General features: G+C 36.4%; 21 protein-coding genes, 2 tRNA genes and 4 pseudogenes. 17 read left to right on the forward strand and 10 right to left on the reverse strand.

What is annotated here, in order from left to right:
* Positions 1-13: 13 nt before the first annotated feature.
* From NNJ73_RS07205 to mazG, 4 genes are all read left to right on the forward strand, one after another.
* Positions 14-1,288 (forward strand): beta-ketoacyl-ACP synthase, encoded by a 1,275-nt coding sequence (locus tag NNJ73_RS07205; protein WP_139413316.1) that lies wholly within the window; start codon positions 14-16, stop codon positions 1,286-1,288.
* A 68-nt stretch (positions 1,289-1,356) separates the two neighbouring features.
* Positions 1,357-2,385, forward strand: a complete 1,029-nt coding sequence (locus NNJ73_RS07210) for a zinc-binding dehydrogenase (RefSeq protein ID WP_254493482.1) — start codon at positions 1,357-1,359, stop codon at positions 2,383-2,385.
* A 6-nt stretch (positions 2,386-2,391) separates the two neighbouring features.
* Positions 2,392-3,321: a lipid A biosynthesis lauroyl acyltransferase gene (locus tag NNJ73_RS07215; RefSeq protein ID WP_254493483.1), complete on the forward strand. Its 930-nt coding sequence runs from the start codon at positions 2,392-2,394 to the stop codon at positions 3,319-3,321.
* Positions 3,322-3,353: 32 nt separating this feature from the next.
* Complete coding sequence (mazG, locus tag NNJ73_RS07220; protein ID WP_254493484.1) at positions 3,354-4,160, forward strand: nucleoside triphosphate pyrophosphohydrolase; 807 nt, start codon at positions 3,354-3,356, stop codon at positions 4,158-4,160.
* Positions 4,161-4,230: 70 nt separating this feature from the next.
* Here the strand turns inward: mazG and NNJ73_RS07225 are convergent, their stop codons facing one another.
* The gene (locus tag NNJ73_RS07225) at positions 4,231-4,596 is read right to left on the reverse strand and encodes an iron-sulfur cluster assembly accessory protein (RefSeq protein WP_254493485.1); all 366 of its coding nucleotides are present in this window, start codon (positions 4,594-4,596) and stop codon (positions 4,231-4,233) included.
* Positions 4,597-5,090: 494 nt separating this feature from the next.
* On the opposite strand from NNJ73_RS07225, the gene NNJ73_RS07230 reads away from it, so the two are divergent.
* Positions 5,091-5,167, forward strand: a tRNA-Pro gene (locus NNJ73_RS07230).
* 244 nt (positions 5,168-5,411) lie between these two features.
* Here NNJ73_RS07230 and NNJ73_RS07235 read toward each other — a convergent pair.
* The gene (locus NNJ73_RS07235; protein WP_254493486.1) at positions 5,412-5,879 is read right to left on the reverse strand and encodes an Hsp20 family protein; all 468 of its coding nucleotides are present in this window, start codon (positions 5,877-5,879) and stop codon (positions 5,412-5,414) included.
* A gap of 278 nt (positions 5,880-6,157) precedes the next feature.
* Here NNJ73_RS07235 and NNJ73_RS07240 point away from each other — a divergent pair, with 278 nt between their 5' ends.
* The 3 genes from NNJ73_RS07240 to NNJ73_RS07250 all read left to right on the forward strand — a co-directional run bounded on the left by NNJ73_RS07240 (position 6,158) and on the right by NNJ73_RS07250 (position 8,399).
* Positions 6,158-7,075: a serine aminopeptidase domain-containing protein gene (locus NNJ73_RS07240; protein WP_254493487.1), complete on the forward strand. Its 918-nt coding sequence runs from the start codon at positions 6,158-6,160 to the stop codon at positions 7,073-7,075.
* Between the two features lie 788 nt (positions 7,076-7,863).
* The gene (cpdR, locus tag NNJ73_RS07245; RefSeq protein ID WP_005773448.1) at positions 7,864-8,226 is read left to right on the forward strand and encodes a cell cycle two-component system response regulator CpdR; all 363 of its coding nucleotides are present in this window, start codon (positions 7,864-7,866) and stop codon (positions 8,224-8,226) included.
* Positions 8,227-8,324: 98 nt separating this feature from the next.
* Positions 8,325-8,399, forward strand: a tRNA-Val gene (locus tag NNJ73_RS07250).
* 173 nt (positions 8,400-8,572) lie between these two features.
* Here NNJ73_RS07250 and NNJ73_RS07255 read toward each other — a convergent pair.
* The 7 genes and pseudogenes from NNJ73_RS07255 to NNJ73_RS07290 form a co-directional block, all read right to left on the reverse strand.
* A complete protein-coding gene (locus NNJ73_RS07255) occupies positions 8,573-8,800 on the reverse strand; it encodes a hypothetical protein (protein ID WP_254493488.1) in 228 nt (75 codons plus the stop codon).
* 116 nt (positions 8,801-8,916) lie between these two features.
* Positions 8,917-9,145 (reverse strand): annotated as a pseudogene (locus NNJ73_RS07265) (hypothetical protein).
* Positions 9,142-9,804: a lysozyme gene (locus tag NNJ73_RS07270; RefSeq protein WP_254493490.1), complete on the reverse strand. Its 663-nt coding sequence runs from the start codon at positions 9,802-9,804 to the stop codon at positions 9,142-9,144. The pseudogene NNJ73_RS07265 and the gene NNJ73_RS07270 overlap by 4 nt, the downstream one beginning before the upstream one ends.
* A 60-nt stretch (positions 9,805-9,864) precedes the next feature.
* Positions 9,865-10,193: pseudogene (locus NNJ73_RS07275) on the reverse strand (hypothetical protein).
* A gap of 51 nt (positions 10,194-10,244) precedes the next feature.
* Positions 10,245-10,442 (reverse strand): hypothetical protein, encoded by a 198-nt coding sequence (locus NNJ73_RS07280; protein ID WP_254493492.1) that lies wholly within the window; start codon positions 10,440-10,442, stop codon positions 10,245-10,247.
* Positions 10,443-11,402 carry an alanine-zipper protein gene (locus NNJ73_RS07285; RefSeq protein WP_254493493.1) on the reverse strand — a complete coding sequence of 320 codons (960 nt, stop codon included), beginning with the start codon at positions 11,400-11,402 and terminating at the stop codon, positions 10,443-10,445. It lies immediately after the preceding gene.
* 70 nt (positions 11,403-11,472) lie between these two features.
* Positions 11,473-12,411, reverse strand: coding sequence for a hypothetical protein (locus tag NNJ73_RS07290; protein WP_254493494.1), 939 nt, complete (start codon positions 12,409-12,411; stop codon positions 11,473-11,475).
* Here NNJ73_RS07290 and NNJ73_RS07295 point away from each other — a divergent pair.
* The 3 genes and pseudogenes from NNJ73_RS07295 to NNJ73_RS10035 all read left to right on the forward strand — a co-directional run.
* Positions 12,330-13,367 (forward strand): annotated as a pseudogene (locus tag NNJ73_RS07295) (tyrosine-type recombinase/integrase); the annotation flags it as partial. The gene NNJ73_RS07290 and the pseudogene NNJ73_RS07295 sit on opposite strands and share 82 nt — an antisense overlap.
* A 214-nt stretch (positions 13,368-13,581) precedes the next feature.
* Positions 13,582-13,782 (forward strand): AlpA family transcriptional regulator, encoded by a 201-nt coding sequence (locus tag NNJ73_RS07300; protein ID WP_015856732.1) that lies wholly within the window; start codon positions 13,582-13,584, stop codon positions 13,780-13,782.
* A gap of 100 nt (positions 13,783-13,882) precedes the next feature.
* Entirely contained in the window at positions 13,883-14,005 is a 123-nt protein-coding gene (locus tag NNJ73_RS10035) for a hypothetical protein (protein WP_256478072.1), read from the forward strand.
* A 23-nt stretch (positions 14,006-14,028) separates the two neighbouring features.
* On the opposite strand, the gene NNJ73_RS07305 is transcribed toward NNJ73_RS10035, so the two are convergent.
* Positions 14,029-14,301, reverse strand: a complete 273-nt coding sequence (locus tag NNJ73_RS07305) for a hypothetical protein (RefSeq protein WP_254493453.1) — start codon at positions 14,299-14,301, stop codon at positions 14,029-14,031.
* A gap of 143 nt (positions 14,302-14,444) precedes the next feature.
* Here NNJ73_RS07305 and NNJ73_RS07310 point away from each other — a divergent pair, with 143 nt between their 5' ends.
* The 6 genes and pseudogenes from NNJ73_RS07310 (at position 14,445) to NNJ73_RS07335 (ending at position 24,698) form a co-directional block, all read left to right on the forward strand.
* Entirely contained in the window at positions 14,445-14,750 is a 306-nt protein-coding gene (locus NNJ73_RS07310; protein ID WP_012231625.1) for a hypothetical protein, read from the forward strand.
* 94 nt (positions 14,751-14,844) lie between these two features.
* The gene (locus NNJ73_RS07315) at positions 14,845-15,267 is read left to right on the forward strand and encodes a hypothetical protein (RefSeq protein WP_254493495.1); all 423 of its coding nucleotides are present in this window, start codon (positions 14,845-14,847) and stop codon (positions 15,265-15,267) included.
* 385 nt (positions 15,268-15,652) lie between these two features.
* Positions 15,653-16,080: pseudogene (locus tag NNJ73_RS07320) on the forward strand (DUF3987 domain-containing protein); the annotation flags it as partial.
* Positions 16,081-16,662: 582 nt separating this feature from the next.
* Complete coding sequence (locus NNJ73_RS07325) at positions 16,663-21,579, forward strand: type ISP restriction/modification enzyme (RefSeq protein ID WP_254493496.1); 4,917 nt, start codon at positions 16,663-16,665, stop codon at positions 21,577-21,579.
* 1,609 nt (positions 21,580-23,188) lie between these two features.
* Positions 23,189-23,947 carry a hypothetical protein gene (locus tag NNJ73_RS07330; RefSeq protein WP_254493497.1) on the forward strand — a complete coding sequence of 253 codons (759 nt, stop codon included), beginning with the start codon at positions 23,189-23,191 and terminating at the stop codon, positions 23,945-23,947.
* Between the two features lie 88 nt (positions 23,948-24,035).
* A complete protein-coding gene (locus NNJ73_RS07335) occupies positions 24,036-24,698 on the forward strand; it encodes a hypothetical protein (RefSeq protein WP_254493498.1) in 663 nt (220 codons plus the stop codon).
* The last annotated feature ends 14 nt before the right edge of the window (positions 24,699-24,712 follow it).

A 24,712-nucleotide genomic window follows, 5' to 3' on the forward strand; every position in this document is an offset into this window, starting at 1 on the left:
GGAAATTTCTATCGTGAAATATCATGATCATTTTGGACGTCCACTTGTGGCCATCACTGGAGCTGGCGTTGTTACATCACTAGGACAAGGGAAACATGAAAATTGGCAAAAACTAACAAGCGGTGTAAGCGGCATCCACAAAATAACGCGTTTTCCCGTTGAGGGATTAAATACATATATTGCTGGGACAATTGATTTTCTTAAAGAAAGTACGCTTGGTGCTTCAGCTCTTTCTGAAAAGCTTGCCCATCTTTCTGCTGAAGAGGCTTTAGAACAAGCTGCTCTTGATAAAACAAATTTTAATGGACCACTCTTTTTAGCTGCGCCTCCTGTTGAACTTGAATGGCAAGCACGTTTTAGTCTTGACCAAGAAGAAGAATTCAATAATGAGCCTTCTTATGCACATCTTCTTAGAATCTGTAAGCATAAACGCCATGAGGCACTTTTTGAAACCACACAATTTGGTGCCATTGCAGAAAAACTGCAAAAAACGTTTGGCACAAAGGGTCTTCCCGTTACACTTTCTACGGCTTGTGCATCTGGGGCAACAGCAATTCAATTAGGTGTTGAAGCTATTCGACGAGGTGAAACAAATCGCGCTCTTACCATTGCGACAGATGGATCCGTTTCAGCAGAATCTCTCATTCGCTTTTCATTACTCTCTGCTCTTTCCACTCAAAATGAACCTGCAGAAAAAGCAGCAAAACCCTTTAGTCGAGATCGAGATGGATTTGTTATGGCAGAAGGCTCAGGCGCTCTTGTTCTTGAATCTCTTCAAAGCGCATTAAACCGTAATGCTACAATTTTAGGAATTTTAGCGGGCTGTGGAGAAACGGCCGATGATTTTCACCGTACACGTTCAAAACCCGATGCATCACCAGCCATTGGATCCGTTCGCAAAGCCTTAAATGATGCACAAATAACCATCCATGAAATTGACTATATTAATGCCCATGGAACTTCAACGCCTGAAAATGAGAAAATGGAATATCTTGCGTTATCGACAGTCTTCGGTGACATTCTAGAACATATTCCAGTTTCTTCTAATAAATCAATGATTGGGCATACCTTAACGGCTGCTGGTGCCATAGAAGCTGTTTTTTCGCTTTTGACCATTCAATCGGGAATACTTCCACCTACAATAAATTACGATAATCCTGACCCTGCTATCCCTTTAGACGTTGTTCCTCATCATAGCCGTAAAGCGAATGTCAATGCAGTTTTGTCAAACTCATTTGGATTTGGTGGTCAAAACACGAGTCTTGTTCTCACAGCCTATAAAGGATAATCTTTTCCATACTAACCAAAGTTAATCATACTGAAGCAATAGCAATTATCAATTGAAGGGGAAGAATAATGCGTGCGCTACAATTGCTAAATGAACGCCGGCTTGAAATCACCAATATTGCACCACCACCTTCACCAGGGCCTGGTGAAGTAACAGTGCGAATAAAAGCTGTTGCTCTTAATCATATTGATGTATGGGGCTGGCGTGGGATGGCTTTCGCGAAAAGAAAAATGCCCCTTATCATTGGTGCAGAAGCTTCCGGTGAGGTTATACAAATAGGAGATAGCGTTGAAAATCTCCAACTTGGACAGATTGTCTCAATTTATGGAGCACAAACCTGTGGGGTGTGCCAAGCTTGTCAAGAAGGAAGAGATAATCTTTGTACAGATGTAAAGGGAGTCTACGGTTTTCATCTTGATGGATTTGCTTGTGAGCTTGTCAATTTACCCGCACGTTTATTGGTTCCAGCCCCTCCCCAATGTGATGAACTTCAAGCTGCTGTTGCTCCAATTACTTTTGGTACCGTAGAACATATGCTTTTCGATAACGCAAAACTACAAGCAGGAGAAACAATCCTGATACAAGCTGGTGGTTCCGGTATTGGTTCTGCTGCCATTCAACTTGCAAAACACATGGGATGTACCGTTATAACGACGGTAGGTTCAGATGAAAAAGTTGCAAAAGCACAGTTTCTTGGAGCAGATCATGTGATTAATTATCGTAAAGATCGTTTTGAAGGTGTGGTGCGTAAATTAACCCAAAAAAAAGGTGTTGATGTTGTTTTCGAGCATGTTGGGGTCGATACATGGAACGGTTCTTTGTTGTGTATGAAAAAAGGAGCACGCTTAGTAACTTGCGGTTCTACCTCTGGTGTTTCAGCATCAATAAATCTCATGCAATTATTCCAGCAACAACTTAAGATATTCGGTTCATTTGGCTGCCGTATGGAAAATATGAAAAATGCCATGCAAAAAATGGCACAAAAAGCCGTACACCCTATCATTGATACAATTGTTGGACTTGATGAAATGGATACAGCTTTAAAACGAATGGAAAGCCGTGATGTTTTTGGTAAAATTATTCTTAAAATCAATTGAATCATGATGAAGCTTTCTCTTAAAAATCTCATCTATCGTATTAAAGTTATAGCTAAAAAAATATCCTACTTGTTATGGGCATATCTGCTTTTTGGTTCTTTATTTATTCTAAAATGCTTTCCAGCCAAAATGGGAATTTCTTTTTTTTCTTGGTTGGCAAAAAAAATCGGTCCCCTCGTACATCGGCATCAAATAACCCTTGCAAACCTTAGAAAGGCATATCCAGAAAAAACAGAGCAAGAACGCTATGCAATTGCAATCGAAATGTGGGAGAATATAGGACGTTTTCTAGCCGAATATATTTTTCTTGATAAAATTTTTGATTTTGATCCTCATGCAGATGAGCCAGGTTTTATTGAGGTTAAGGGAATTGAAATCTTTGAGCGATTAAAAGGAGAAAAGAAGCCCCATATTTTTTTCACAGCGCATACTGGAAATTTTGAACTTCTGCCTATTTGCGCACAAAGTTTTGATCTGAATGTTACGGTCTTGTTTAGACCACCCAATAATCCTTATGTTGCCAAACGAGTCCTTAAAGCACGACAAACTTCTATGGGGCATCTTGTTCCCTCAAAAGCCGGTGCAGCGTGGGCATTAGCAGGTAAATTAGCAGAAGGTGAAAATGTTGGTATGCTCGTTGATCAAAAATTTCGCCGCGGTATCATGGGAACATTTTTTAACAGACCCCTTAAAACAAATCCCTTAATTATAAAGCTTGCACGACAATATAACTGTGATATTTATCCAGCACGTTGTATTCGTCTGCCTGGAGGACGTCATCGTTTAGAATTATATGAACGTGTAGAACTTCCACGAGATGAAAAAAATGATATCGATATCGCTGCTTCTACGCAAAAATTAAATGATATTGTTGAGACTTGGGTTCGTGAATACCCCGGACAATGGATGTGGTTACATAGACGTTGGGACATCTAACATAAGCTCTATTGCTTACAGAGGAAGTACAAATGTTAGCCTCAAAAAATATCAAAGATCTCACCGCAATTATCACTGCTTTACGCAATCCTGATAATGGTTGTCTCTGGCATAAAAAACAAACTTTTGAATCCCTCATACCCTATCTGCTCGAAGAAGTTTACGAGGTCATCGACGCCATTGAACGAAGAAACCAAAAAGATCTCTGTGAGGAACTTGGTGACCTTCTTTTACAGGTTGTTTATCATGCTACCATTGCACAAGAAGAAGGTAGCTTTACTTTTGAAGATGTCGTTTATGCAATTACGGAAAAAATGATTCGTCGCCATCCTCACGTTTTTGGAAATACCAAGCAAAAAAAACGAGGTTTTATAAAAGAAGAGTGGGAATATATAAAAAAAGAAGAACAGGCTAAACAAGAAAAATTGCACAAAGAAAACAACAATTCAAGCATTCTTGCAAAAATAAAACAAATCCAGCCAGCAAACCAAGAAGCCCTTACTTTACAAGAAGAAGCAGCTAAAGTGGGTTTTGATTGGCAAGAAAGTGATAAAATTTTTGCAAAAATAGAAGAAGAATTGGAAGAACTCAAAGAAGCCATCAAAAATAAAGAAAATTCAGAAATAGAAGCAGAATTTGGAGATCTCTACTTTATTCTTCTTAATCTCGCACGCCACTTAGCAATTGATTCACAAAAAGCACTCAAAAAAACAAATATAAAATTCCGAAATCGTTTTGCTTATATTGAAGAAAAGTTATCCATTCAATCTAAAACACTCACTAACGCATCCTTAAGTGAAATGGAAGCACTTTGGAAGAAAGCTAAAAAAGAACAATAAAAAATAACAGATTTTTCCTAGCAAAAAGAATAAATCTCCCAGGATTTACTTAATGATAATTTCACGAAGCTCAATTTGTTTTATATTGGTCTTGGGGGACAGGACGAAGCTCTACCGATTCGCCACATCCACATGCTGAAACTTGATTGGGATTTTTAAAAACAAAACCAGAACGAAGCGTTGTTACTTCATAATCCATCTGTGTTCCTAATAAAAATAATACCGCATCATGCGCAATAAAAACACGAGCACCATTCACTTCAACAACATCTGCATCTATCCTCTCTTCTTTGACGAGAGTAATTGTATATTCCATCCCTGCACAACCGCCTTTTTTGATCCCAATAAGAATACCTCGTGCATCTTTTGCATCCATAATCGCTTTAACACGATTTACAGCGGCTTGTGTTAAACTTATTACCGAAAAACGACTCATCGTTTACTCTTTTCTTGGCTCAATAGACATTTTAAACATTTTTTCTCTTCCATATTCTATCTGGTATTTTAGAAGAAAAACAACAAGACATAAATGAAAACATCCTAACCTTTTTATTGAGATAAAAATTTATTGGGATAAAAATGCATCCTCATAAAACGCAAAATACCTCTGCTATAAAAATTCTAAACGAAAGAAAACATTTCAATGCCATACATTCAATTTCAAAGTTTTAAAAACATTCATTTTTATGACCTATGAGATAAAGAAAATAGATCTTCCATACTTATGGGCGTTCCCCTCCTTCCCCGATACCCCTAAAATCACAAATCTTCTCTCTTCACAATCTGCAAAAGAATTAAATACATAAATCTATTGGTGGGCAGAATTTTTCACTTTCAAAAGTTGTCAGTATAAGAGCATTTTAGATTTTGTTCTGTTTATTTTTTCTCTTGCCTTTAAAGAAACAGTCATTTAATCGTTTCACACGGACTCGGAGCGTAGCGCAGCTTGGTAGCGCACTTGACTGGGGGTCAAGGGGTCGTGGGTTCAAATCCCGCCGCTCCGACCATTTTCTAAATGCTGTAAAATAAGCTTATTTTAGAATTTTTTTTCACTTGCACATCCATGATTTTTTTCTTCAACATAGAACAATGTGCGATAATATTTTTATCATCAATTTTAGAGAGAACGTTTCTATGAGAATTATCTTCATTCTCACGAGAACACACAGGAAACGCGAGACCTCTGCCTCGCGTTAGACCATTCTTTAAAAAATTTATAATTATTTACTTCTCATATTTTCTAAATTTTCTTTATGCGACAATGCTGCTGTTATCATTTTTTGTAATGGATGGTGACATTTGCACAGTTATTTTTTTTGGTTTTAATTCAGCTGGCATTTCCCTTTTTAGCTGAATATGAAGAAGCCCATCTCCAAGCTCTGCCCCAATAACCTTCACATGATCAGCTAAATGAAAACGTCGTTCAAAAGCACGCGAAGCAATACCTCGATAAAGAAATTCTCGTTCTTCATTATCCTTTTCAGGCTTTCTGTCTCCCTTAACGATAAGCTGATTACAATGCGTTTCAATATCAATTTCATCTTGAGAAAAACCAGCAACAGCCATAGAAATTCTATAAGAATCTTCGGTTAAACGTTCAATATTATAAGGGGGATAAGAAGAAACTTCTTCTGGTTGTGTTCTTGAATCAAACCAGTTAAAAAGATGATCAAAACCTACTGTGGAACGATAAAATGGTGAAAAGTCTACTTGACGCATAATACTGCCCTCCTCTAGAGCGACTACAATTTATAATTGATTCACAAAGTTCCCAAATGGCAAACTTACTTGTGAAGCTGTGGTCCCATCATGGCAACCACACTGTAATATCTGGTAATCATTTTCTCTTATTTCAACTCTTTTATATCTGAATTGACAAAAACTATCTAAAAAACAACTTCCCCCTTTCTTAATCCTTCTTCATCATTACATAAATATCAAAGTCCTCTCATTATCTCACGTTGAACTCAGCGGAAAATACACTTAAAGGATTTCAATTGAAAACACCTCTTTATCCCATAGACTGGGGTTCCACTCCTCCTCATATCCATCATGGTACCCTTAAAATAGCAATAGATCGCGAAATTCGTTTTGCCATAACATATCCTGAGGTGGAAACATCTGAAGGAACAATTGTTATTCTTGAAAACGACGCAAATACTTTAGAAACATATTTTTTACCTATCAATGAAATTTCTAAACGCGGTTTTCATACAGCAATATTTGACTGGTTTGATCAAAAAAAAATATCCCTCACAACAAGAAAAAAAAGCCGACAAAATGACTTTGATATAAATAATGATATTAATGACTTATATAAATTTCTTAAAAATATTGTTTATCCTAATTGTCCCCCCCCTTACTCTATGCTTGCCTATGGTATAGGTGGATTGATAGCCCTTAGCGGCTTAGATCTCATTAACCATCAGTTTAATAGATTGCTCTGTGTGTCTCCCCTTTTTGCTCCATTCGGCAATAAAACGAATGGTTTTCAACATAAATTAACACAATTTCTTTCTGATATAGGCCTTGGCTTTATCCCAGCAAAAGACGGAGAACAATTAAAAAAAACAAACCTAAAAAATATACAGTTAGAGCACATACATCAAGGGCTATTCCCTTCCATTAAGCCCCCAACATCTCGATGGATGGCATCGGTATTTAATGCGATTGATTCTGTGAAGAAAAATATAGTCCACGGACATTTACAAATCCCAACACTCTTTATTCTCGCCAATCAAAACAATCTTGCCAACAGCATTGAAGTACGGAAATTATGCCAACACACACGTCTGACAGAAAGTATTACTATTACAGGTGCTGAACTTGATACAATTATGTATAACAAAGATTATAAAAAGCAATTCTGGGCGGCACTTGATGCATTTATCTCCGATAACGCATCTATAAAATAAATACAAAACCTTAACTTTCATTTTGCTCCACCAAAAGCAAAAACTTCCATGAGCAACATCATTTTATAATGGATTCTATTTTTAACCACTTATATGATTCGTTTTATAGACCCTACAGGCAAGCCATGAAATAAATATTTATTACAACTCATAACAAAAATAACGAATATAAAAAGTATATTCTTATATTCAAAGGACAATATTATGATTTTCATAATAAGATAATTTAATAAAACAAATATAACGAGTATGTATTAATACACCATGATACATAATGCATCGAAATAATATTTATGATATCTTATTAATCCTGATTTTATAGTATATCTAAAAAAGTAATAGCTTTACTCATTTAAAGAAAAACTCTAAAAAAAACATTGTTATAATATTCATTTACAAATAACTATAAAAATCTATTTTTAAAGACAATCTTTTAAAAACAATAAATTAACATAATATTCTTCTAATTTTTCGATATAAAGAATCCCTACAATAATGGTTTTCATAATTTTTTTAATGGAGTTCTGATAAGAATCAGACAATTTAAAAGAAAAAATAGCAATGAATCATTTTAAAATTTTTAGATCGTTCCTCCTTTTTTTAATCGCATATATTTCGAATTTAACCAACTCACAACGAATATGTTGTATTTTGAATAAAAATATAAGAATTAACCATTTTGCCATTCATTTCAATTATGAGTATTTTTCCATCTTTTTTATAAATACTCTGTATTGTATAATTGATATGGCGAAAACTGTGACAAATGGAGCCATTGGAACACAATCATGAAACGAATCCTGCTCGCAGAAGATGATAACGATATGCGTCGCTTTCTTGTAAAAGCCCTAGAACGTGCAGGCTACGAAGTTGCCGATTTCGATAATGGTATTAGCGCATATGAACGTTTACAAGAAGAACCATTTTCTCTTCTCCTGACTGACATTGTGATGCCAGAAATGGACGGAATCGAACTGGCACGACGCGCTACAGAGATTGACCCTGATTTACGAGTCATGTTCATTACAGGTTTTGCAGCGGTTGCACTCAATTCAAATAGTGATGCTCCTCCCGATGCAAAAGTTCTCTCTAAGCCATTTCACTTACGTGAGCTTGTCAATGAAGTTGAAAAGATCCTTATTGCTGCTTAAAGGGACGTTTTTCTCAGTTATTTGCATCTGTTGTAAGAAAAAATGAAATTAAGCATTGACGTTTGTCATTCTATATGGTGTATGCAACATCGATGAATGGGCGTGTAGCTCAGTGGGAGAGCACTACGTTGACATCGTAGGGGTCACAGGTTCAATCCCTGTCACGCCCACCATATGCTTTTACTTCTTATGTAATTTACTGATTTCACGTATGTTTTAAGAGGTGAGGGATACCCGAATAAAGTTAAGGGAATAGGATTTTGTAGCATTCTCTCGATTATTGCGAATCAAAACTTCTTTTCGAGGTGATTTTTTTTGCGATTTTAAAGAAAAGATTTTATAAGCTCTAACTTTTAGCTATCCATTTTTTGAAATGTGATAAGATATTGTCTAGGGCGTTCATAAGGCGAGAAAAATCGATTACAAACGTAAAGACAATGAAGGCTAACCACTTCATAATGCGTGACATCATCTTTAAGCCTTGATACGTCTCTATCATCTCATGAAGAAGCTGTTGTTCTGTCTCCGTGAGATCTTGTTCCGGTTTACGCTTTCTACTCATTTGACCAACCACATAAGCGTGTTCCCTGTTGGTTATGTTTCAAAATATCTCTTGCTAGGTTGGAACTGATGTTCTTGATATCTTTCCCATCTAAATAAATTGGTAATCAACCAACACAAGAAACAGACCTATTTGCCGCGCACCCAACGAGACAAAGCAGAACGCACACCAGCATCACTTTTCTGATTAATTTCATTTTCTACCTCAAAACGGGTTGTTGCTCTCTTTAAAGCATGCTCTTTTTGCTTGTACTGTTCACTTTTCTTGTCAAGGTGAAAAGCTTTGGCTAAAGCCATAAAAAAAACGGCTAAAGCCGCTAACAAAAGAGACAGATTTTTTTTTGAACCATAAGATCACAAGCGCTGTTCCTTAAACCGCTTGGCAATAATCAGCAGTCCTGTACACGCCGCTAAAACCATAATCCCTGCTAACGCCCACTGAATCGGTCCATTACCAACCAAAAACCCTCCAAATCCTGAACAAGACCCTATAATCGGAGCTAGCGCCTCTATCTTGAAAAGACCTGTTCTCTCCTTCGTTTCTACCCTGTGATAGTTCGAAGCAATGTAAAACCCTTTCACCCACAAACCGGCTTCGGCTGCTCGACGGTTGGATAATCCCACAAAAGGCTTGCCACCCACTTTATTCCATTTCTGTAATTCACTAGGAACAGCTTCATAATCCCCTTGATTAAGCTTCTTCAACAACGTTGACTTGCTAAAGGCTTTCGTTCCTACGTTATAGCAAAACGATACCAATGCCGCGAATTGGTTATCCGTTAACGAAACCGTTACCGATTCCTCGACCGTCTTCTCAAATTTCTTTAAGTCTTCACGAAGAATTTCTTCTGCTTGCTCTTGTGTGATACGCATGCCTTTTTTAACAAGCGGTTGACCGGCATTGCTGGTGTGACCATACCCTATCGTCCAGATACATGCTACATCTCTATAAGCCTCTAAACGCAACCCTTCCCATTGTTTGATAAGCTCTAATTCTTCCTTTGATATCTTTCTCATCTGATCCTCCATAAAAAAAGCCCCACGTGGGGCTGGATTAAAATCTTCTTTTATTATCTTCTATTGGCTATGCTCTTTGATTAATTGTCGACCTCTTCAACACGAAAGCCAAGTTGAAAGAGCGGCGCATATTCGCTTTCCTGTAATTCATACTGACAACGCTTTGCTACAAAATCTCCTTTCAGATCAGAGGGTATTTGCGTTGTTAGAAAAACCTTATGGGTCTCATCTTCTACCCCCTCTTCTTCTTCACTGAGCTCTTTAATAAAGACCCAATAAAAACGCGTTGATAAAAGCTGCTCTAGCCTTTTTACCGTTTCTTCCCTATCAAATTCGAGCATATTTAGATAATCTTGCTTCGTATTTAAATGCTCTGGATAATCTATCATCTACCCCTCCTAAACAAAATGCCGTGCATGGCTGCATCTACGCACCACAACTTATTGATTTCTACCATTTACTATCATGGTTGCTCGAGTAAAACGCCCATTATCCGTTGTAGTACTCCAGCTACCACCAGCTAACAATGCTCTCATTTCAAATGTATTTTGCGTATGGCTTATTGGTATAGCAAACGTTCCTGATAAAAATTGCCAAACATAACCGCAACCATCCTCACAACCGATATGCGATATCATTCAACGATTTGCCGTATCCTTATATCCACCTGAAACTTTAGGGGTGGGCTCTTTCTTGCCGACAAGATTTGTCTTTTCATTGCTTCCATACATGGCTGAAGCAAACGCCTCATCACTCAGTAAAAATTTTTTAACACGCGCCATATCTGTTGCATGTTCGGTATAACCACGGTTTGTTGTTATATTGGTACGATAGACCGATTTCGTATTTTCACCCGTGCCTGATTGAAGATAAATATCAACCCAAAGATCTGTAGAGGAATCATAGACCATTCCTTCGGGTGAACTATAAGGGCGGTGATTGAGACACCAAACAGAGTGGGGTAATATATCCCCTGCACGATAACCCGATAAGAGATGACCAGAAATCGTACCAACATCCGCACAAAGCGTGTGAAACCCTCCTATCTTGCGCGAATTATTGACGGTGTAATTCCTTGGATACGTAGAGTTTTCCGATACAACAAATTTATGAGACTGTCCTCCATCAGAAACCAAATAAACATAATAATCCTTGCCCGCAGAAAGAGAAGAAATATCTATTCTCGTGTCTACCGTATAACTTACAACCAAAATATCATTGCCTACTCCCAAGGTTAGGGTCGTTCCTTTTTTTACCGTTAATTGCGCTTTGCCTGTAGCAACAAGAAACGGGGTAGAATTTGACAAAACCGTTAAATTAGACTGTTTTAGTAAAGTATTTATCTTTTCTGCTAGTGCTTTTGCTGCTGTTGCTGTTGTTTGAGCTGCCGTTGCTGTTGCTAAAGAACTTTTGAGACCTCCAAGCTCTTGTTTCGTCGTATCAGCAGTTTTCTTTGCTTGCTCCGCAACTCCTTTGGCTTCTTCGGCTGTCCTTTTCGCTCTATCAGCTGTTTCTTTAGCTTTATCAGCTTCACTCTTGGCTTGATAAGCTTTTGAATCTGCTGCTTCCGCTTTTTTCTTGGCTTCTTCACCTGCCATTTCCGCTAAACTTGCTATAGTCTTAGCGTCATCGGCTACTTCCTTCGCTTTGTGAGCTGTACTCCACCCTTCATGAGCTGTACTTTTTGCCTTTTCTACCTCTCCCGGCTGTCTGTTTGGCTTCTTTCGCTATCTTTTCGGCTTCACCCGCTACTGTCTCTACTTTTCCTGCTTTAGTTTGTGCTCCTTCCGCAACCTTCTTCGCTTCTTCCGCTGTTGACTTCGCACTATTAGCTATTTGTTTTAGACTATCCAAGGCTCCTTTCGTTTCTTCTGCTACCTTCTCTGCTGCTTCCGCTTTACTCTTCGCTGCTTCCGCTATGTCCTTAACGGCTTCTGAACTTACCTGCCCTGCCGCCTCTCCTGAACGCGCTGCCGCTTCTGCTGCTGCTTTGGCTTCTTTGGCTATTCGCGTGGCTTCGGTTGCACTCTGCTGGGCTTGCTCTGATTTCGCCGACGCACTATCCGCAGAACTTTTCGCTTCCTCTGCTAAGCTCTTGGCTTCACCAGACTTCATTAATGCTTCTGAGCTTTGTTGGCTTATCTCCTCACCCTTCTGCTTGGCTTCATTGGCGGTTGATAATGCCGTTTTCGCTAATCCTTTAACTTCTTCAAGGGTTTTATTCGATTCATCAAAAGCATCCTTGTTTTCCTGAACAAGTTTCTTTGCCTCTTCTGATAATGTTTTAGCTTCCTCAGCACTCCCCTTCGCATCCATAGCTGTGTTAGACGCACTATCCGCCGTTGATTTCGCTGCTGTAGCTTCACTGAGAGCTTGCTCTGATGTCTTTTGCGCCTCTCTAGAAGCCGTCGTCGCTGTTTCCGCTAATCCTTTGGCGGCTTCAGAAATATCCTTACTCTCTTGCGAAAGCGCTTGTGCCTCTTCAACCTTCTTACTTACTTCTTCTACTAAATTTTTTGTCGTTGTATCCCCTTCACGGACGCCGTCGTGAAATGGGCTTGGGTGCGTTGCGAAATGTTTCTTTAAAAAAAGCGCGTGAATTGGCAACGGGGTGGCGTTCTATTCTTCGTGAGGGTCGTGCCCCCATTAAGGAACGTGAAAAACAAAAGCGTGAGGCAATAAGTAATCTCCATTATTTAAAAGATATCGCGTTGGATGCTTTTGAAAGTCGTAAAGCTGAATTAAAGGATGATGGAAAAGATGGAAACTGGTTTTCACCTTTAAAACTTCATATTCTCCCTAAATTAGGCTGTTTACCCGTTTCAGAAATTACGCAAACAGAGATACGCAATGTTCTTGCTCCCATATGGCATACAAAAACTGGAGTTGCTTATAGAGCTCTTATTCGTCTTAATATGTGTCTTAAACATGCGGCTGCATTAGGATTGGATGTTGATTTACAAGCAACAGAAAAAGCGCGTGCTCTTTTAGGTAAACAACGTCATAAAACCACTAATAGACCAGCCATGGATTGGAAAGAGGTTCCGGTTTTTTATAAAACACTTTGTCAAAAAACAACAATGACACAACTGGCTTTGCGTTTGCTTATTCTGACAGGGGTTCGTACTTTTCCTTTATGTCATATTCATAAAGATCAAGTTGAGGGGGATATATGGACTATCCCTGCTGAAAATATGAAAGGAAGGCGGGATGCTACAACAGAATTTCGCGTCCCTTTATCTTCTGAAGCATTAGAAATTCTTAAACAAGCGCGCCTGCTTTCTCGCAATGATTTCTTTTTTTCTGCTAGAGGTCGTGGTCCCCTTGCTGATAAGTGTATGTCAAAATATATGAAAAAAATTGGACTTGAAGCTTGCCCGCATGGATTTCGCTCTAGTTTACGCAATTGGCTCGCTGAAACAACCGATGCCCCCTATGAGGTCGCTGAAACCATTCTAAGTCATACGGTTGGGGGTAAAGTAGAGCGTGCCTATCGTCGTACTGATTATTTAGAACAGCGCCGTGTCTATATGGATACATGGGCGGCATATGTTGCGGGTTAATCTTAAGATATGAGGTGCAACCCCATAATCTGTGGATAACTTTATCTCTCCCTTCTCTCATTCTTTCTCAATAAGATTCATAAATTATAACATTAGAAATTATATAATAAAATACTGTTTTCTATAAACTAAATACCTTTCAAATGATGCAAAAATATAGTTAATAAATACTTATGATTTGTTCTCATTTTTTAATATTTGAAAGGATTTTACTGTGATAGAAAATGATATTCTTTTAACAGACCGTGAAAGTGCAAAACTGCTTCATATGAGTGTCTCAACTTTCCGCCGTCATGTGACCAATGGCTCTTTACCAAAACCTTTAAAATTTGGTTTTTTATCCCGTTGGTTACAATCGGATCTTTTGAATGTTATCGAACAAGCAAAACAGCAACGTCAAAGTGATGCGGCATAAAAAAACCTTGTCACATAAGGATGGACAAGGCTTTTCATTTTCACACGATGATTATGGATAGCAGAGTCCGTCCTATGATGCAATCATTATAGGATCAAAAATGTCTTCTTATATAAATGCTTGGGGCATCACAAATGCCTTGCATGGGGTTTGGTATGGGCGTTATGGACTTGCCCGTTGTCCAGCCCATGATGATCAATTGCCTAGCTTATTCATTGAATAAATTAGCGTATCTTATAAACTATGCTAATTAGCAGCTTTAAAGTTTTCTAAAATATTAAAAGAAAAATCCGCTATGTGAGAAAACTTAGGTGTCAATAACAATTCCCCTGCTCTGTTCTTTCGATTAAAGTACCAAGCTTTATATTTGCACCACTCTTTTCTTCTATTGATAGTTTCTCTTTCAATATGGAGTGGAACAAAACCATTTTTGTTAGCATATTCTAACAATCCCAAGTTTTTGATTGTCTGTATCTTGTTATCATAAGAAACACGTAAACGAACGTAAAATTTTGTCATGTTCAATAAAAAATGATTAAAGATAAAAGCAGATATCTTATTTTCATTTCAAACAACAAATTGAAAAATTCATAGGAAATTTGATTGATCAGATTTAACCATTAGATTAATATTTCAAGACAAATTACAGAAAGGAATTTCCTATGCAAAAGAAATTACCCAAAAGTTATATGACAGATGCTGAACGTGAAGAATTACGAGCAGGAGGTCTCCCTCAAAACAGTATCTATATGGTTGAAGCAGAAGCAGCTTCCAAGGCGAATGATAGCAAAACAACGTGGGAGTGGTTAGCAATGGCTGAATATCCAGCACATGCACTTCTACATCTTAGACATCAACGTGGAGCACAGTTTATTCGTGATATGGGGTTTTCTACAAAGAATGCTGATGAGGAATATGGTCCAGACTGGTTAGATAAAGGGGTTGTAATAGGAGGTCATCATTTCTGATAAATTAGAAAAACTTTTTTTACAACAAAGTGTACTAGTACAAGATCTTGAAAAGACATTAGTATCTCAAAAATTACATAATGTACGAAGTGATTTGTGTGATTATATTCGTAATGTTGATAAAAATAGTGATTTACTATTGCTTATTGATACGGAAAGTGACTTTATAAAGGATGATTTGCTTCGGTATGCTAATAGTAAAGCTATGGTCAGTAGTCTTGAAACAGCATTAATTGAAATAGGTGTTGTTAAGGATCACATAAAACTAGTTTCCAATCCTGAGAAATATGATGCGATAAATAGGGGGCATAGTCTATCAAAACACCGAAAAGGCGGATTACCTTATGATGAAGCTCGGAAAGCAATGGCATCTCATTATGCAAGGCTTGGAAATCTGGACAAAGCACGTTTAACAGACATTGAAAAATCGATTATTGATGTGCGAAGAGAAAATATCAAGGCAATGCAAAAACTCTACGAAAAGATGCAAGCCAAAGCGATTGGTATAGATTTCTAACTCAATAGCCTACTCATAACAAAGCTTTTTACATTAATTTATTCACACATCTTTAAAAGTAATAGCTAAATGAAAATATCCCTGCTGGATGTTAATCATCCTAATTTCTTTCTCTATCCAATCAAAAAACTTCATTTCTCATTTTCTTAGTTCTATTTGTATTCTTCATAGCAATATTTAGCTAGGTCTAAAGTCATCTTTGTATATGTCAAATTCGTATTCAAAATATAATTGTGGATCTCTTAAATTAATTGAAAATATATTCATTATTGTTTGAAATACATTTTCATCACTAACAGAAAAACTAAAAAGTTTTCTTCATTATGAAAATCTGAAATGGTTAATGTTATTTCTTTTTTGTTTTTTCCTTTAATAGAAAGCTATAAAGAGAGATACTCACTCAAAAAGCTTACAATCGCATGTTTTAAAAATGCCTAAGACTATAGCAAGCCTTGCGTTGATTTTTGAACTTCTTGATAGTGGTCGTTTTGAAATTGGACTCTATGCCATCACAACAGCATTGTGTTGGGAAAAATATCTGATAAGTCACGCAAAACGTCTTTACGCGGCGCATGATACATTAACAACGTTGAACGCTGTGATTATTTACCCGATGGTTTTACTTCACGTGATGTTTATAAACGTAATTGGAAATGTTTAAAGGACAATGGAACCGTTAAGCAAGCTTTAGAGCTTTTATGCTGTTGTAACTATATTCGTGAAATCTCTGGAGACAATAACTCTCAAGGCGGTCGACCTACCATACGCTATGAATGGCATCCTTTAATAAAAAGTCATAAAACAACACAATAGGCAATCTGGATATCTTATAAAACATTAAACCCTATAACCTTGTATTATCGAAGAGAGCCTTCAAAGCATTCCGCATCTATTGGTTTTGGGGGTGGGTGGGTGTTCTTTTTACACCCCCTCTATATATTTTTTAAATCAAAAATAAAAGTTATTATATTTCAATATGTTAATGTTTTAAATAAACAACCTATATTAAACACAACACGTAAATACAATCTTTAATAATATATTTAAGAGGGTTTTGTAGGGGTTTAGGGGGTTTTAAACACCGTCAAAACCTATCTATTAAAGTGTCTCATAAAACGTTTCAAAATAATCATTATGATATTTTAAAAGAACGTATTGCATCTGTCTTGATTAACACATCAAATGAATAGCAAATTTCACTATTTTTCTGATCTGATCTCTCTCATAGACTGTTGATAAGTATCCTTTTAAAAACTCTTTTGAAAAAATTATCGGCTTTTTAGCAGTTTTTCCCCATTTTTATCGATATTTGTTTTAAACGCATTTAATTGAATTCGTTTTGATTCTTTTGATGGTTATTGATCATCTTATAAGGCAAGGGATTTTTATTGTAATATGCTGCAATCTGTTAAGTCTGATAATAAACACGTCACGCTACGTTCTCTGTTGGAATATTATCGTCAACAAGCAACTTCAAATGCTAAAAAGGGAAAAATTTTTGAAGATTTTATTAGCAAATATCTTATGCATGACCCTATCCATTATGGACGCTATGAAAAGGTTGAAAGCTATTTTGAATGGGCTAAAGAGCGTGAGGATTGGAATAAAAATGATATCGGCATTGATCTGGTTGCAAAACTTCGCAATCAAGAAGGCTATGTGGCTATTCAATGTAAGTTTTATAAAGCAGACCATCAGATCAGTAAAAAGGATATTGATAGCTTTATCGCAGCCTCTGGAAAAGACATCTTTAAATATCGCCTTCTCGTTGATAGCACTGAAAGTGAATTAAGTGACAATGTGAATGCCATGATTAAAGGACAAGCGATACCCGTTTATCGCATTGACCTTCGTCATATGGAAAACAGTCGTATAGATTGGCAAATATTTGCAACAAAACAAAAAGTTGTTCTGAAAGTTACAAAAGAACCTCGTCCCCATCAGAAAGAAGCCATCAAGAAAGTCTGTGAAGGTTTAAAAGAAGCAGACCGTGGCAAGCTAATTATGGCATGTGGAACAGGCAAAACGTTCACAAGCCTTAAGATAGCAGAGACCATAGCGGGAAAAGGCAAGCGTGTGTTGTTTTTGGTGCCTTCTCTTGCTTTAGTCTCACAAACAATCCGTGAATGGACACTGGACACACAAATTCCCTTGCGTTCCTTTGCGGTGTGTTCGGATACAAAAGTAGGAAAGCGTCGTAAAAACCAAGATGACATGGTTGGCATGGAAACATCAGATCTTGTTCTTCCTGCTACAACAGATGCAAAAGCCCTTGCCAAAGAAGCTTGTGAAAACTTCGCAGAGGCAATGACGGTCATCTTTTCAACCTATCATTCCATTCAAGTGATTTCCGATGCGCAAAAGGAATATGATTTACCCGAATTTGATCTAATCATTTGTGATGAAGCACACCGTACGACTGGTGTTGTATTAGGAACAGACAAGCATGAATCTGAATTTATCAAGGTTCATGATAACAGCATCATTCAAGGTAAAAAACGTCTATACATGACAGCAACCCCTAAGATCTTTACTGACAAGCTGAAAAAGAAGGCTGACGTATCCGATGCCGTTCTGGCGTCCATGGATGATGAAGCGCTCTATGGGAAAAATCTTTACACTTATACTTTTTCAAAAGCTCTACAAGATAAACTTTTAGCACCCTATAAAGTTATCGTCTTAGCTGTTGATGAAGCAATTATCAACGCAACAATTCAGAAACGTCTTAAAGATAAAAATTCCGAACTTATTCTTGATGATACAACCAAAATCATTGGCTGCTACAAAGCACTGGCTCAAATAGAAAAGAAGGAAGACGATGGCATAAAACCTATGCGTCGTTCTCTGGCTTTTTGTAAAGATATCAATACATCTGAACGCGTTAGTGAGATTTTCAATGATGCTATTGATGAATATCATAAATTTGTTCCTGAAAGTAAGACATCTCTTATCTTTGATGTTAAGCACATTGATGGGACTTTTAATGGTAAAGAGCGTAACAAATTACTTGATTGGCTTAAAGAAGATACAGATGAAAATAACTGCCGTGTGCTCACCAATGTGCGTTGTCTTTCAGAAGGGATTGATGTGCCCGCTCTTGATGCGGTTATGTTTTTACACCCGCGTAAAAGTCATGTAGATGTGATACAAGCGGTGGGGCGTGTGATGCGTCGCGCAGAAGGTAAAACAACAGGCTATATCATTTTACCCGTTGGTATTCCCTTCAATATTCCACCACAACAGGCTTTAGAAAACAATAAAAAGTATGATGTCATCTGGCAAGTTCTCAATGCTTTGCGTGCTCATGATGACAACTTCAAAAACAAAATGAAAGCCTTAGAGCTAGACCAAGATGTTCGTCATCTGTTTGAGATTGTAGGGGTAACTTTTGACCCTGCTTTACAAGCAATGACCGCAGTTGTTGACGAACTATCCTTCCATGCAAAGTCTGAAAGTGCTGGGCTCCATATTGGTTCAGTAGCGAATGAAAACCCTCATAGGTATGAAGTACAAGAAGAATTCTATTTTTATATTGATGAATTATCGCGTGCTATTAAGCCAATCATTGTCAGAAAATGTGGGGAGGCTAATCAATGGGGAAACTGGGCGGGTAATGTTGCGGCAATTGCACAAAATCATATTATCCGTCTTAAAAGCATACTCGCTGATAAAAAGAGTGAAGCTTATCGTGCTTTTCATGTTTTTCACAAGGAATTAAAGAACGGTTTAAATGACAGTATCGAGCAAGAAGATGCACTTGAGATGTTGGCGCAACATCTTGTGACGCGTCCTATTTTTGAATCCTTGTTTGATGGAAATGAGTTTGTGAGTAAAAACGCCATCTCGCAAGCTATGGAAAAGATCTTAGCTGAACTTGATAAGATGAATATCAAAGACGAAGCCAAAGATCTTGATAAATTTTATCAAAGTGTAAAGGAGGATACAGAAGGTATTATTGAAACGCGCGCAAAACAGAATCTTATTATCAGACTTTATGAAGATTTTTTTACCAAGGCATTCAAAAAGACAACAGATAAACTTGGAATTGTTTATACCCCCATTGAAATAGTCGATTTTATCTTACATTCCGTCAATGATGTTTTAGAGCAAGAGTTTGGACAAAGCTTAAGTTCTCGAGGCGTCTCTATTCTAGACCCTTTTACTGGAACTGGGACCTTTATTACACGACTTTTACAATCCAATCTCATAAAACCAGAGGATATGGAATATAAGTTCCGAAATGAAATCAAAGCCAACGAAATTGTTCTCTTAGCTTATTACATAGCTGCCATTAATATTGAATCGACCTATCATAGTCTTATGAAAGGAGATTATATACCCTTTGAAGGGATTTGTTTAACTGATACGTTTCTGATGCTGGAGGAGAAAGATTTCTTCACACGCTATATGTTTGAGAATTCAGAGCGGTGTAAAAAACAGCAGGAAGCCGATATCCAAGTTATTGTTGGCAACCCTCCTTATTCAACAGGTCAAAAAAGTGCCAATGATAATAATCCGAATGTACGTTATGACACGCTTGATACAAACATAAAAAATACATATGCAGCGGAATCGAATGTAAGAACAAACCGTCGTAATCTTTATGATAGTTACATTAGAGCGATCAAATGGGCTAGTAATCGCTTAAGTCCACAAGGTGGTGTTGTGGCTTATATTTCTGGAAATGGATGGATAGATAAAACATTTGCCGATGGTATGCGGAATTGCTTACAGAGTGAATATTCTTCTATTTACATCATCAATCTTCGTGGTGATATTCGAAAAAACATAAAATCAAAAGAACTATCAAAAGAAGGACAAAACGTTTTTGGCTCTGGGTGCCAAAATGGCATAGCTATAACGATTTTTGTACGCAATCCTAATAATAAACAGTCTTGTAAAATTTACTATCATGATATTGGAGATGATTTTTCTACCAAGAAAAAGTTATACCAATTGCATAAATTTAAAAGTATAAAAGGAATAATACAATCCAAACAATTTATTGCGATCACTCCTAATGAACAACATGACTGGATAAAACAAAGAAAAGGGGAGTTTGATCAGTTCATGCCTATGGGGGATAGAAGTACACTTATAGATTCTAAAATTTTTGAAAAAGTATCTCTTGGTATAATATCAAAAAGAGATGCTTGGGTTCATAACTTTTCGAGTGATGCTTTGGATATATCTGTGCAAAAAACAATTGATTTTTTTAATATACAGAGACGTCTTGTTACTGAAAATTCATCTATATCTGTAAAAAAAATTATTAACTATGATTCTAGCAAGATTAGCTGGACGAGTTCCCTTATCTCTAAATTAAAACGGGGTATAGAAGCAACATTTGAGTCTCGTTTAAAAGCTCTTGTTCTTTATCGACCATTTATGACTATATGGCATTATACATCACCATTTCTCAATGATATGCTAGCACAAACACATCAATTTTTTAATTCAGATATTCCTAATAATCTTGGGATTTGTATTTCTGGAATAGGAAGTCAATCAGGTTTCTCATGTATCATGACTAATAAGCCAATAAACTTAGATATTTTAGACAAAGCAAGATGCTATCCACTTATGCTCTATTGTGAAGAGGAAAAACATCATGATCATAGTTTGTTTGCTACAGAAACAAAAAAGAAAGTTCGTGACGGCATTACAGATGCGGGGTTAGCACATTTTAAAACTGCTTATCCTAATGAGAATATAACTAAAGAAGATATTTTTTATTACATTTACGGTATACTTCACTCAGAAGATTATCGTTCTCGGTATGCTGATAACCTCTCTAAAGAACTCCCTCGTATCCCTTGTGTAAAAACTGCTGAGGACTTTTGGAAATTTGTTACAGCAGGGCGTGAATTGGGTCATTTGCATGTCAATTATGAAACTGTAAAACCCTATCCAGTCACATTTAAAAAAGGCAATCCAAAACAGACTGATATTCCTAATCCAGAAAAATTTTACTACGTTACAGAAATGAAATTCGCAAAAATTAAGAATAGTAAGGAAAAGGATAAAACAACGGTTATTTACAACAGCAACATCACAATGACAGATATCCCTCTTGAAGCTTATGAGTATATCGTCAATGGCAAGCCTGCTCTTGAATGGGTTATGGGGCGTCAATGCGTAAAAACCGATAAAAAGAGTGGCATTGTAAATGATGCTAATCGCTATGCTGTTGAAACCGTTGGAAACCCTGCCTACCCTCTAGAATTGTTTCAAAGGGTTATTACTGTAAGTTTAGAGACAATGAAAATCGTTAAAAACTTACCAAAATTAGAAATTAAAGAAACTGAATAAGCTTATAAGACCTTATAATCATAAGGGGTATAGAGTATAGGATATAGCTATATAATCTATACCTCTTTGTTAAGTTGATTAGATACAATCTTAAAAGGAATGTTTATATGCGTTATTCTAAAAAGGGATTTGCACTTTTAAACACTCTTAATTTGTATTACCTTTAAGACTTTTAAGAAATCCCATTTTAAATAGAATACGCTTCTTTTGGATTTGCTTTAAGAGGTTATACCGTAATCTCAAATGATAGCTTTATTCTTTTCAAAAGCTCTGTTTAAAAAGAGTTACATATATTCATTTTGCTTATAGGTTTTGACGGTGCAAAAATTGTCAAAACCCCCTCGAAACATATACTCTTGATTGAATTTAGAGGTTGTATTGTTGATATAGGTTGTTTTTTAAAGATCTGTAAAATACTAACCACTTGAAATATAATATTTTTATTTTTTACCATTTTTTTATCTAAAAGCAGCAACCGTCAAAACTCAAAACCCCTTCAAAACTCATAATTATAATGATCTTGATAGCATGCCTTATGATTATAAACTGTCTTTTAAAAGGCTTTAAAGGATCATATGCTTTTCATAAAAAAGTGCTTTAATCACTCACTAAAATAATCATTTTGTCAGTTCAATTTACTGACAGATAACTGACACATATATATTATGAGTTGAATTTATGGTTGTATTGTCGATATAAGTTGTATCATTAAAATATTAACATATTGAAATATAATGTTTTTAATTTTCTCTCATTTAAAAAAAATAATAGAGGGTCTAGAGTTAACTGACAAGACTGACAAAAGTCTATTAAAAGGGATTTTGCTCATCTCTATAATTAGCAATCTCTCTTTAGATGTTTTCATAACAAGCTATAAATCACAATTATCCTATTTATAATCTCTCTTATGAAAATGAAAAATGATGCGGTGGCTATAAAGATTATAACAGCTATAAAGCACACGTGAAAAAAGCAGGGTTTCATAATCATAATGCATTTTCATAATTACGTTGCAAATGAATGCATTGGTTATAAAGACAGCCCTTATAAAAGGCTGTTAAGTTGCAAATGTGTTATAAAAAGAAATTAACAGAAATCTTTAAAACCATTTAGTAAAAAACAAATACGTTATAAAGTTAAAAATACGCATGATGAGAGCGTTTTTAAATATTATAAATGTATAGATTCAAAAAATAACGCAATCGTTTAAGAAAGCCTATAATATAGCTTTAAAAGTACATAATACAAAAGAAGCAATTAATAAGCATATGATAAACATTTACACACAATGCATTTAAAAAAATCATAAAAAATATCAAAAAAAGATAAAATATTATTTTACAATAAATACGTATTTTGTTATATAAATAATCAAGTGATGAAAACACTTCCTAAAGCGGGTAGATCACGATAAGGTCTTTCCCAATACATTAAAAAACTGACTATCTTTTATGCTATGATTAGCATATATGATGATTTTGTCGGGTGTGGTCATATTATACAATACCCTTATGGGGAAGGTATGACAACAGACTTTAGGCTGTGTTTTCAACACCCGGCGCCCTTATGAGGTGTCAATTGAAAACATTATTACCTAAAGGAGTTCATTATGAACGCTATATCAAAAAACACCCCCGTTATTTCTAACATTTCAAATGAAACCGCTTCTGTTAACAAACAAGAGCGTGCAAAAAAATATGAATTTATTGATGATTGTGAATATATAGATGGTCATTTCTTAAAGCGAATTAGAGCTTTAAGAGATTTTGATGATGTCAAAAAAGGCGACCTCGGGGGGTATATTGAAAGTGAAGATAATCTCTCTCATGATGGCAATTGCTGGGTTTATGATAAAGCACGCGTTTTCCAAAATGCTAGGGTTTTTGAGAATGCTAAAGTAAAAAGCTTTTTTGTAGATGTTTATGGCAATGCTAAAATTTATGGCAATGCTATTTTTCAAGGCATGGCAATAAATGATTATTGTGAGGTTTATGGCAATGCTCATATTGAAAATGCCGTTATAATTGAAGGGAATGTTAAAATTTATGATAACGCCCGTGTAAGTGGGCATGCGCATATTTCTGATGAGACTGTCATTTGTGATAATGCTCATGTCGGTGGCAATGCAAAAATAAGTGATGGTGCTTATATATGTGATTATTCTTATGTTATTGATGATGCCGTGGTTTGTGGTTCTTATGTATCAGGTTCTTCTTGTGTTCATAGCGCTGCCTCTTTAACTTCTGATGATCAAATTCATGATGAAGCAATTCCAAGATTTGGTAGTAAAGATGATTATTATCGTCATGAATATTATGATGATTATGGCTATGATGATGACAGCGCATATGAAAGTGACGCTGCTTAAATAAAGCACGGGCGCGGCGGGGGCGCCTGCTTTCTAACCAAATTCTTTCATTTTAAAAATTGAATCTTCTTTATAAAGGAATTGTGCTATGCAAAAAAAGTTTGCACTCACAAATGAGACACGTGTATTAAATAATCAAACTCTTTATCGTATTAAAGCATTAAGAGACTTTGCTGATGTTAAGGCTGGGGATTTAGGTGGTTTTATTGAAAATGAAAGCAACCTCTCTCATGATGGCAATTGCTGGGTGTATGATAATGCTCTTGTTTTAAATACTGCCTATATTTATGAAAATGCAAAAGTTTCTAATAACGCTATTATCATGGGCTTTGTTTATGGCAATGCGCATGTTTGTGACCGCGCCCGCGTTTATGCAAATGCTCATGTTTATGACAATGCGCATCTTTCTTATAACGCTTGGGTTTATCAATATGCAAGGGTTTATGGGAATGCAAAATTATCAGGAAGTGCTCGTATTCATAGCAATGCCGTGGTTTATGATCATGCTGTTGTGAGTGGCGCTGCAAAAATATATGGCAAGGTTTATGGTAATGCTAGCGTGGGGTCTCATACTGATGTTTATGGCTCTGTTTATGGGAATGCGAAAATCTCTGATTATATCGTGATTAGAGGCAAGGTCTATGGCAATGCAAGGATAAAAAGACATAGCGGTTTATGTTGGGTTCCCATAAATTGTGAGGTTTATGAAAGCGATCACGTTGTCAAGATTATTGAAAACAAAGCAGCATAAATAAAAGCAGCGGC

The organism is Bartonella sp. B1099 (assembly GCF_944801835.1).
Classification (GTDB): domain Bacteria; phylum Pseudomonadota; class Alphaproteobacteria; order Rhizobiales; family Rhizobiaceae; genus Bartonella.

Coding starts and splice junctions, on each gene's coding strand:
- NNJ73_RS07210 (WP_254493482.1), top strand. CDS start 1,357: ATGCGTGCGCTACAATTGCTAAATGAACGCCGGCTTGAAATCACCAAT.
- NNJ73_RS07215 (WP_254493483.1), top strand. CDS start 2,392: ATGAAGCTTTCTCTTAAAAATCTCATCTATCGTATTAAAGTTATAGCT.
- mazG (WP_254493484.1), top strand. CDS start 3,354: ATGTTAGCCTCAAAAAATATCAAAGATCTCACCGCAATTATCACTGCT.
- NNJ73_RS07225 (WP_254493485.1), bottom strand. CDS start 4,596: ATGAGTCGTTTTTCGGTAATAAGTTTAACACAAGCCGCTGTAAATCGT.
- NNJ73_RS07235 (WP_254493486.1), bottom strand. CDS start 5,879: ATGCGTCAAGTAGACTTTTCACCATTTTATCGTTCCACAGTAGGTTTT.
- cpdR (WP_005773448.1), top strand. CDS start 7,864: ATGAAACGAATCCTGCTCGCAGAAGATGATAACGATATGCGTCGCTTT.
- NNJ73_RS07270 (WP_254493490.1), bottom strand. CDS start 9,804: ATGAGAAAGATATCAAAGGAAGAATTAGAGCTTATCAAACAATGGGAA.
- NNJ73_RS07280 (WP_254493492.1), bottom strand. CDS start 10,442: ATGATATCGCATATCGGTTGTGAGGATGGTTGCGGTTATGTTTGGCAA.
- NNJ73_RS07285 (WP_254493493.1), bottom strand. CDS start 11,402: ATGGCAGGTGAAGAAGCCAAGAAAAAAGCGGAAGCAGCAGATTCAAAA.
- NNJ73_RS10035 (WP_256478072.1), top strand. CDS start 13,883: ATGTCTTCTTATATAAATGCTTGGGGCATCACAAATGCCTTGCATGGG.
- NNJ73_RS07305 (WP_254493453.1), bottom strand. CDS start 14,301: ATGACAAAATTTTACGTTCGTTTACGTGTTTCTTATGATAACAAGATA.
- NNJ73_RS07310 (WP_012231625.1), top strand. CDS start 14,445: ATGCAAAAGAAATTACCCAAAAGTTATATGACAGATGCTGAACGTGAA.
- NNJ73_RS07325 (WP_254493496.1), top strand. CDS start 16,663: ATGCTGCAATCTGTTAAGTCTGATAATAAACACGTCACGCTACGTTCT.
- NNJ73_RS07330 (WP_254493497.1), top strand. CDS start 23,189: ATGAACGCTATATCAAAAAACACCCCCGTTATTTCTAACATTTCAAAT.
- NNJ73_RS07335 (WP_254493498.1), top strand. CDS start 24,036: ATGCAAAAAAAGTTTGCACTCACAAATGAGACACGTGTATTAAATAAT.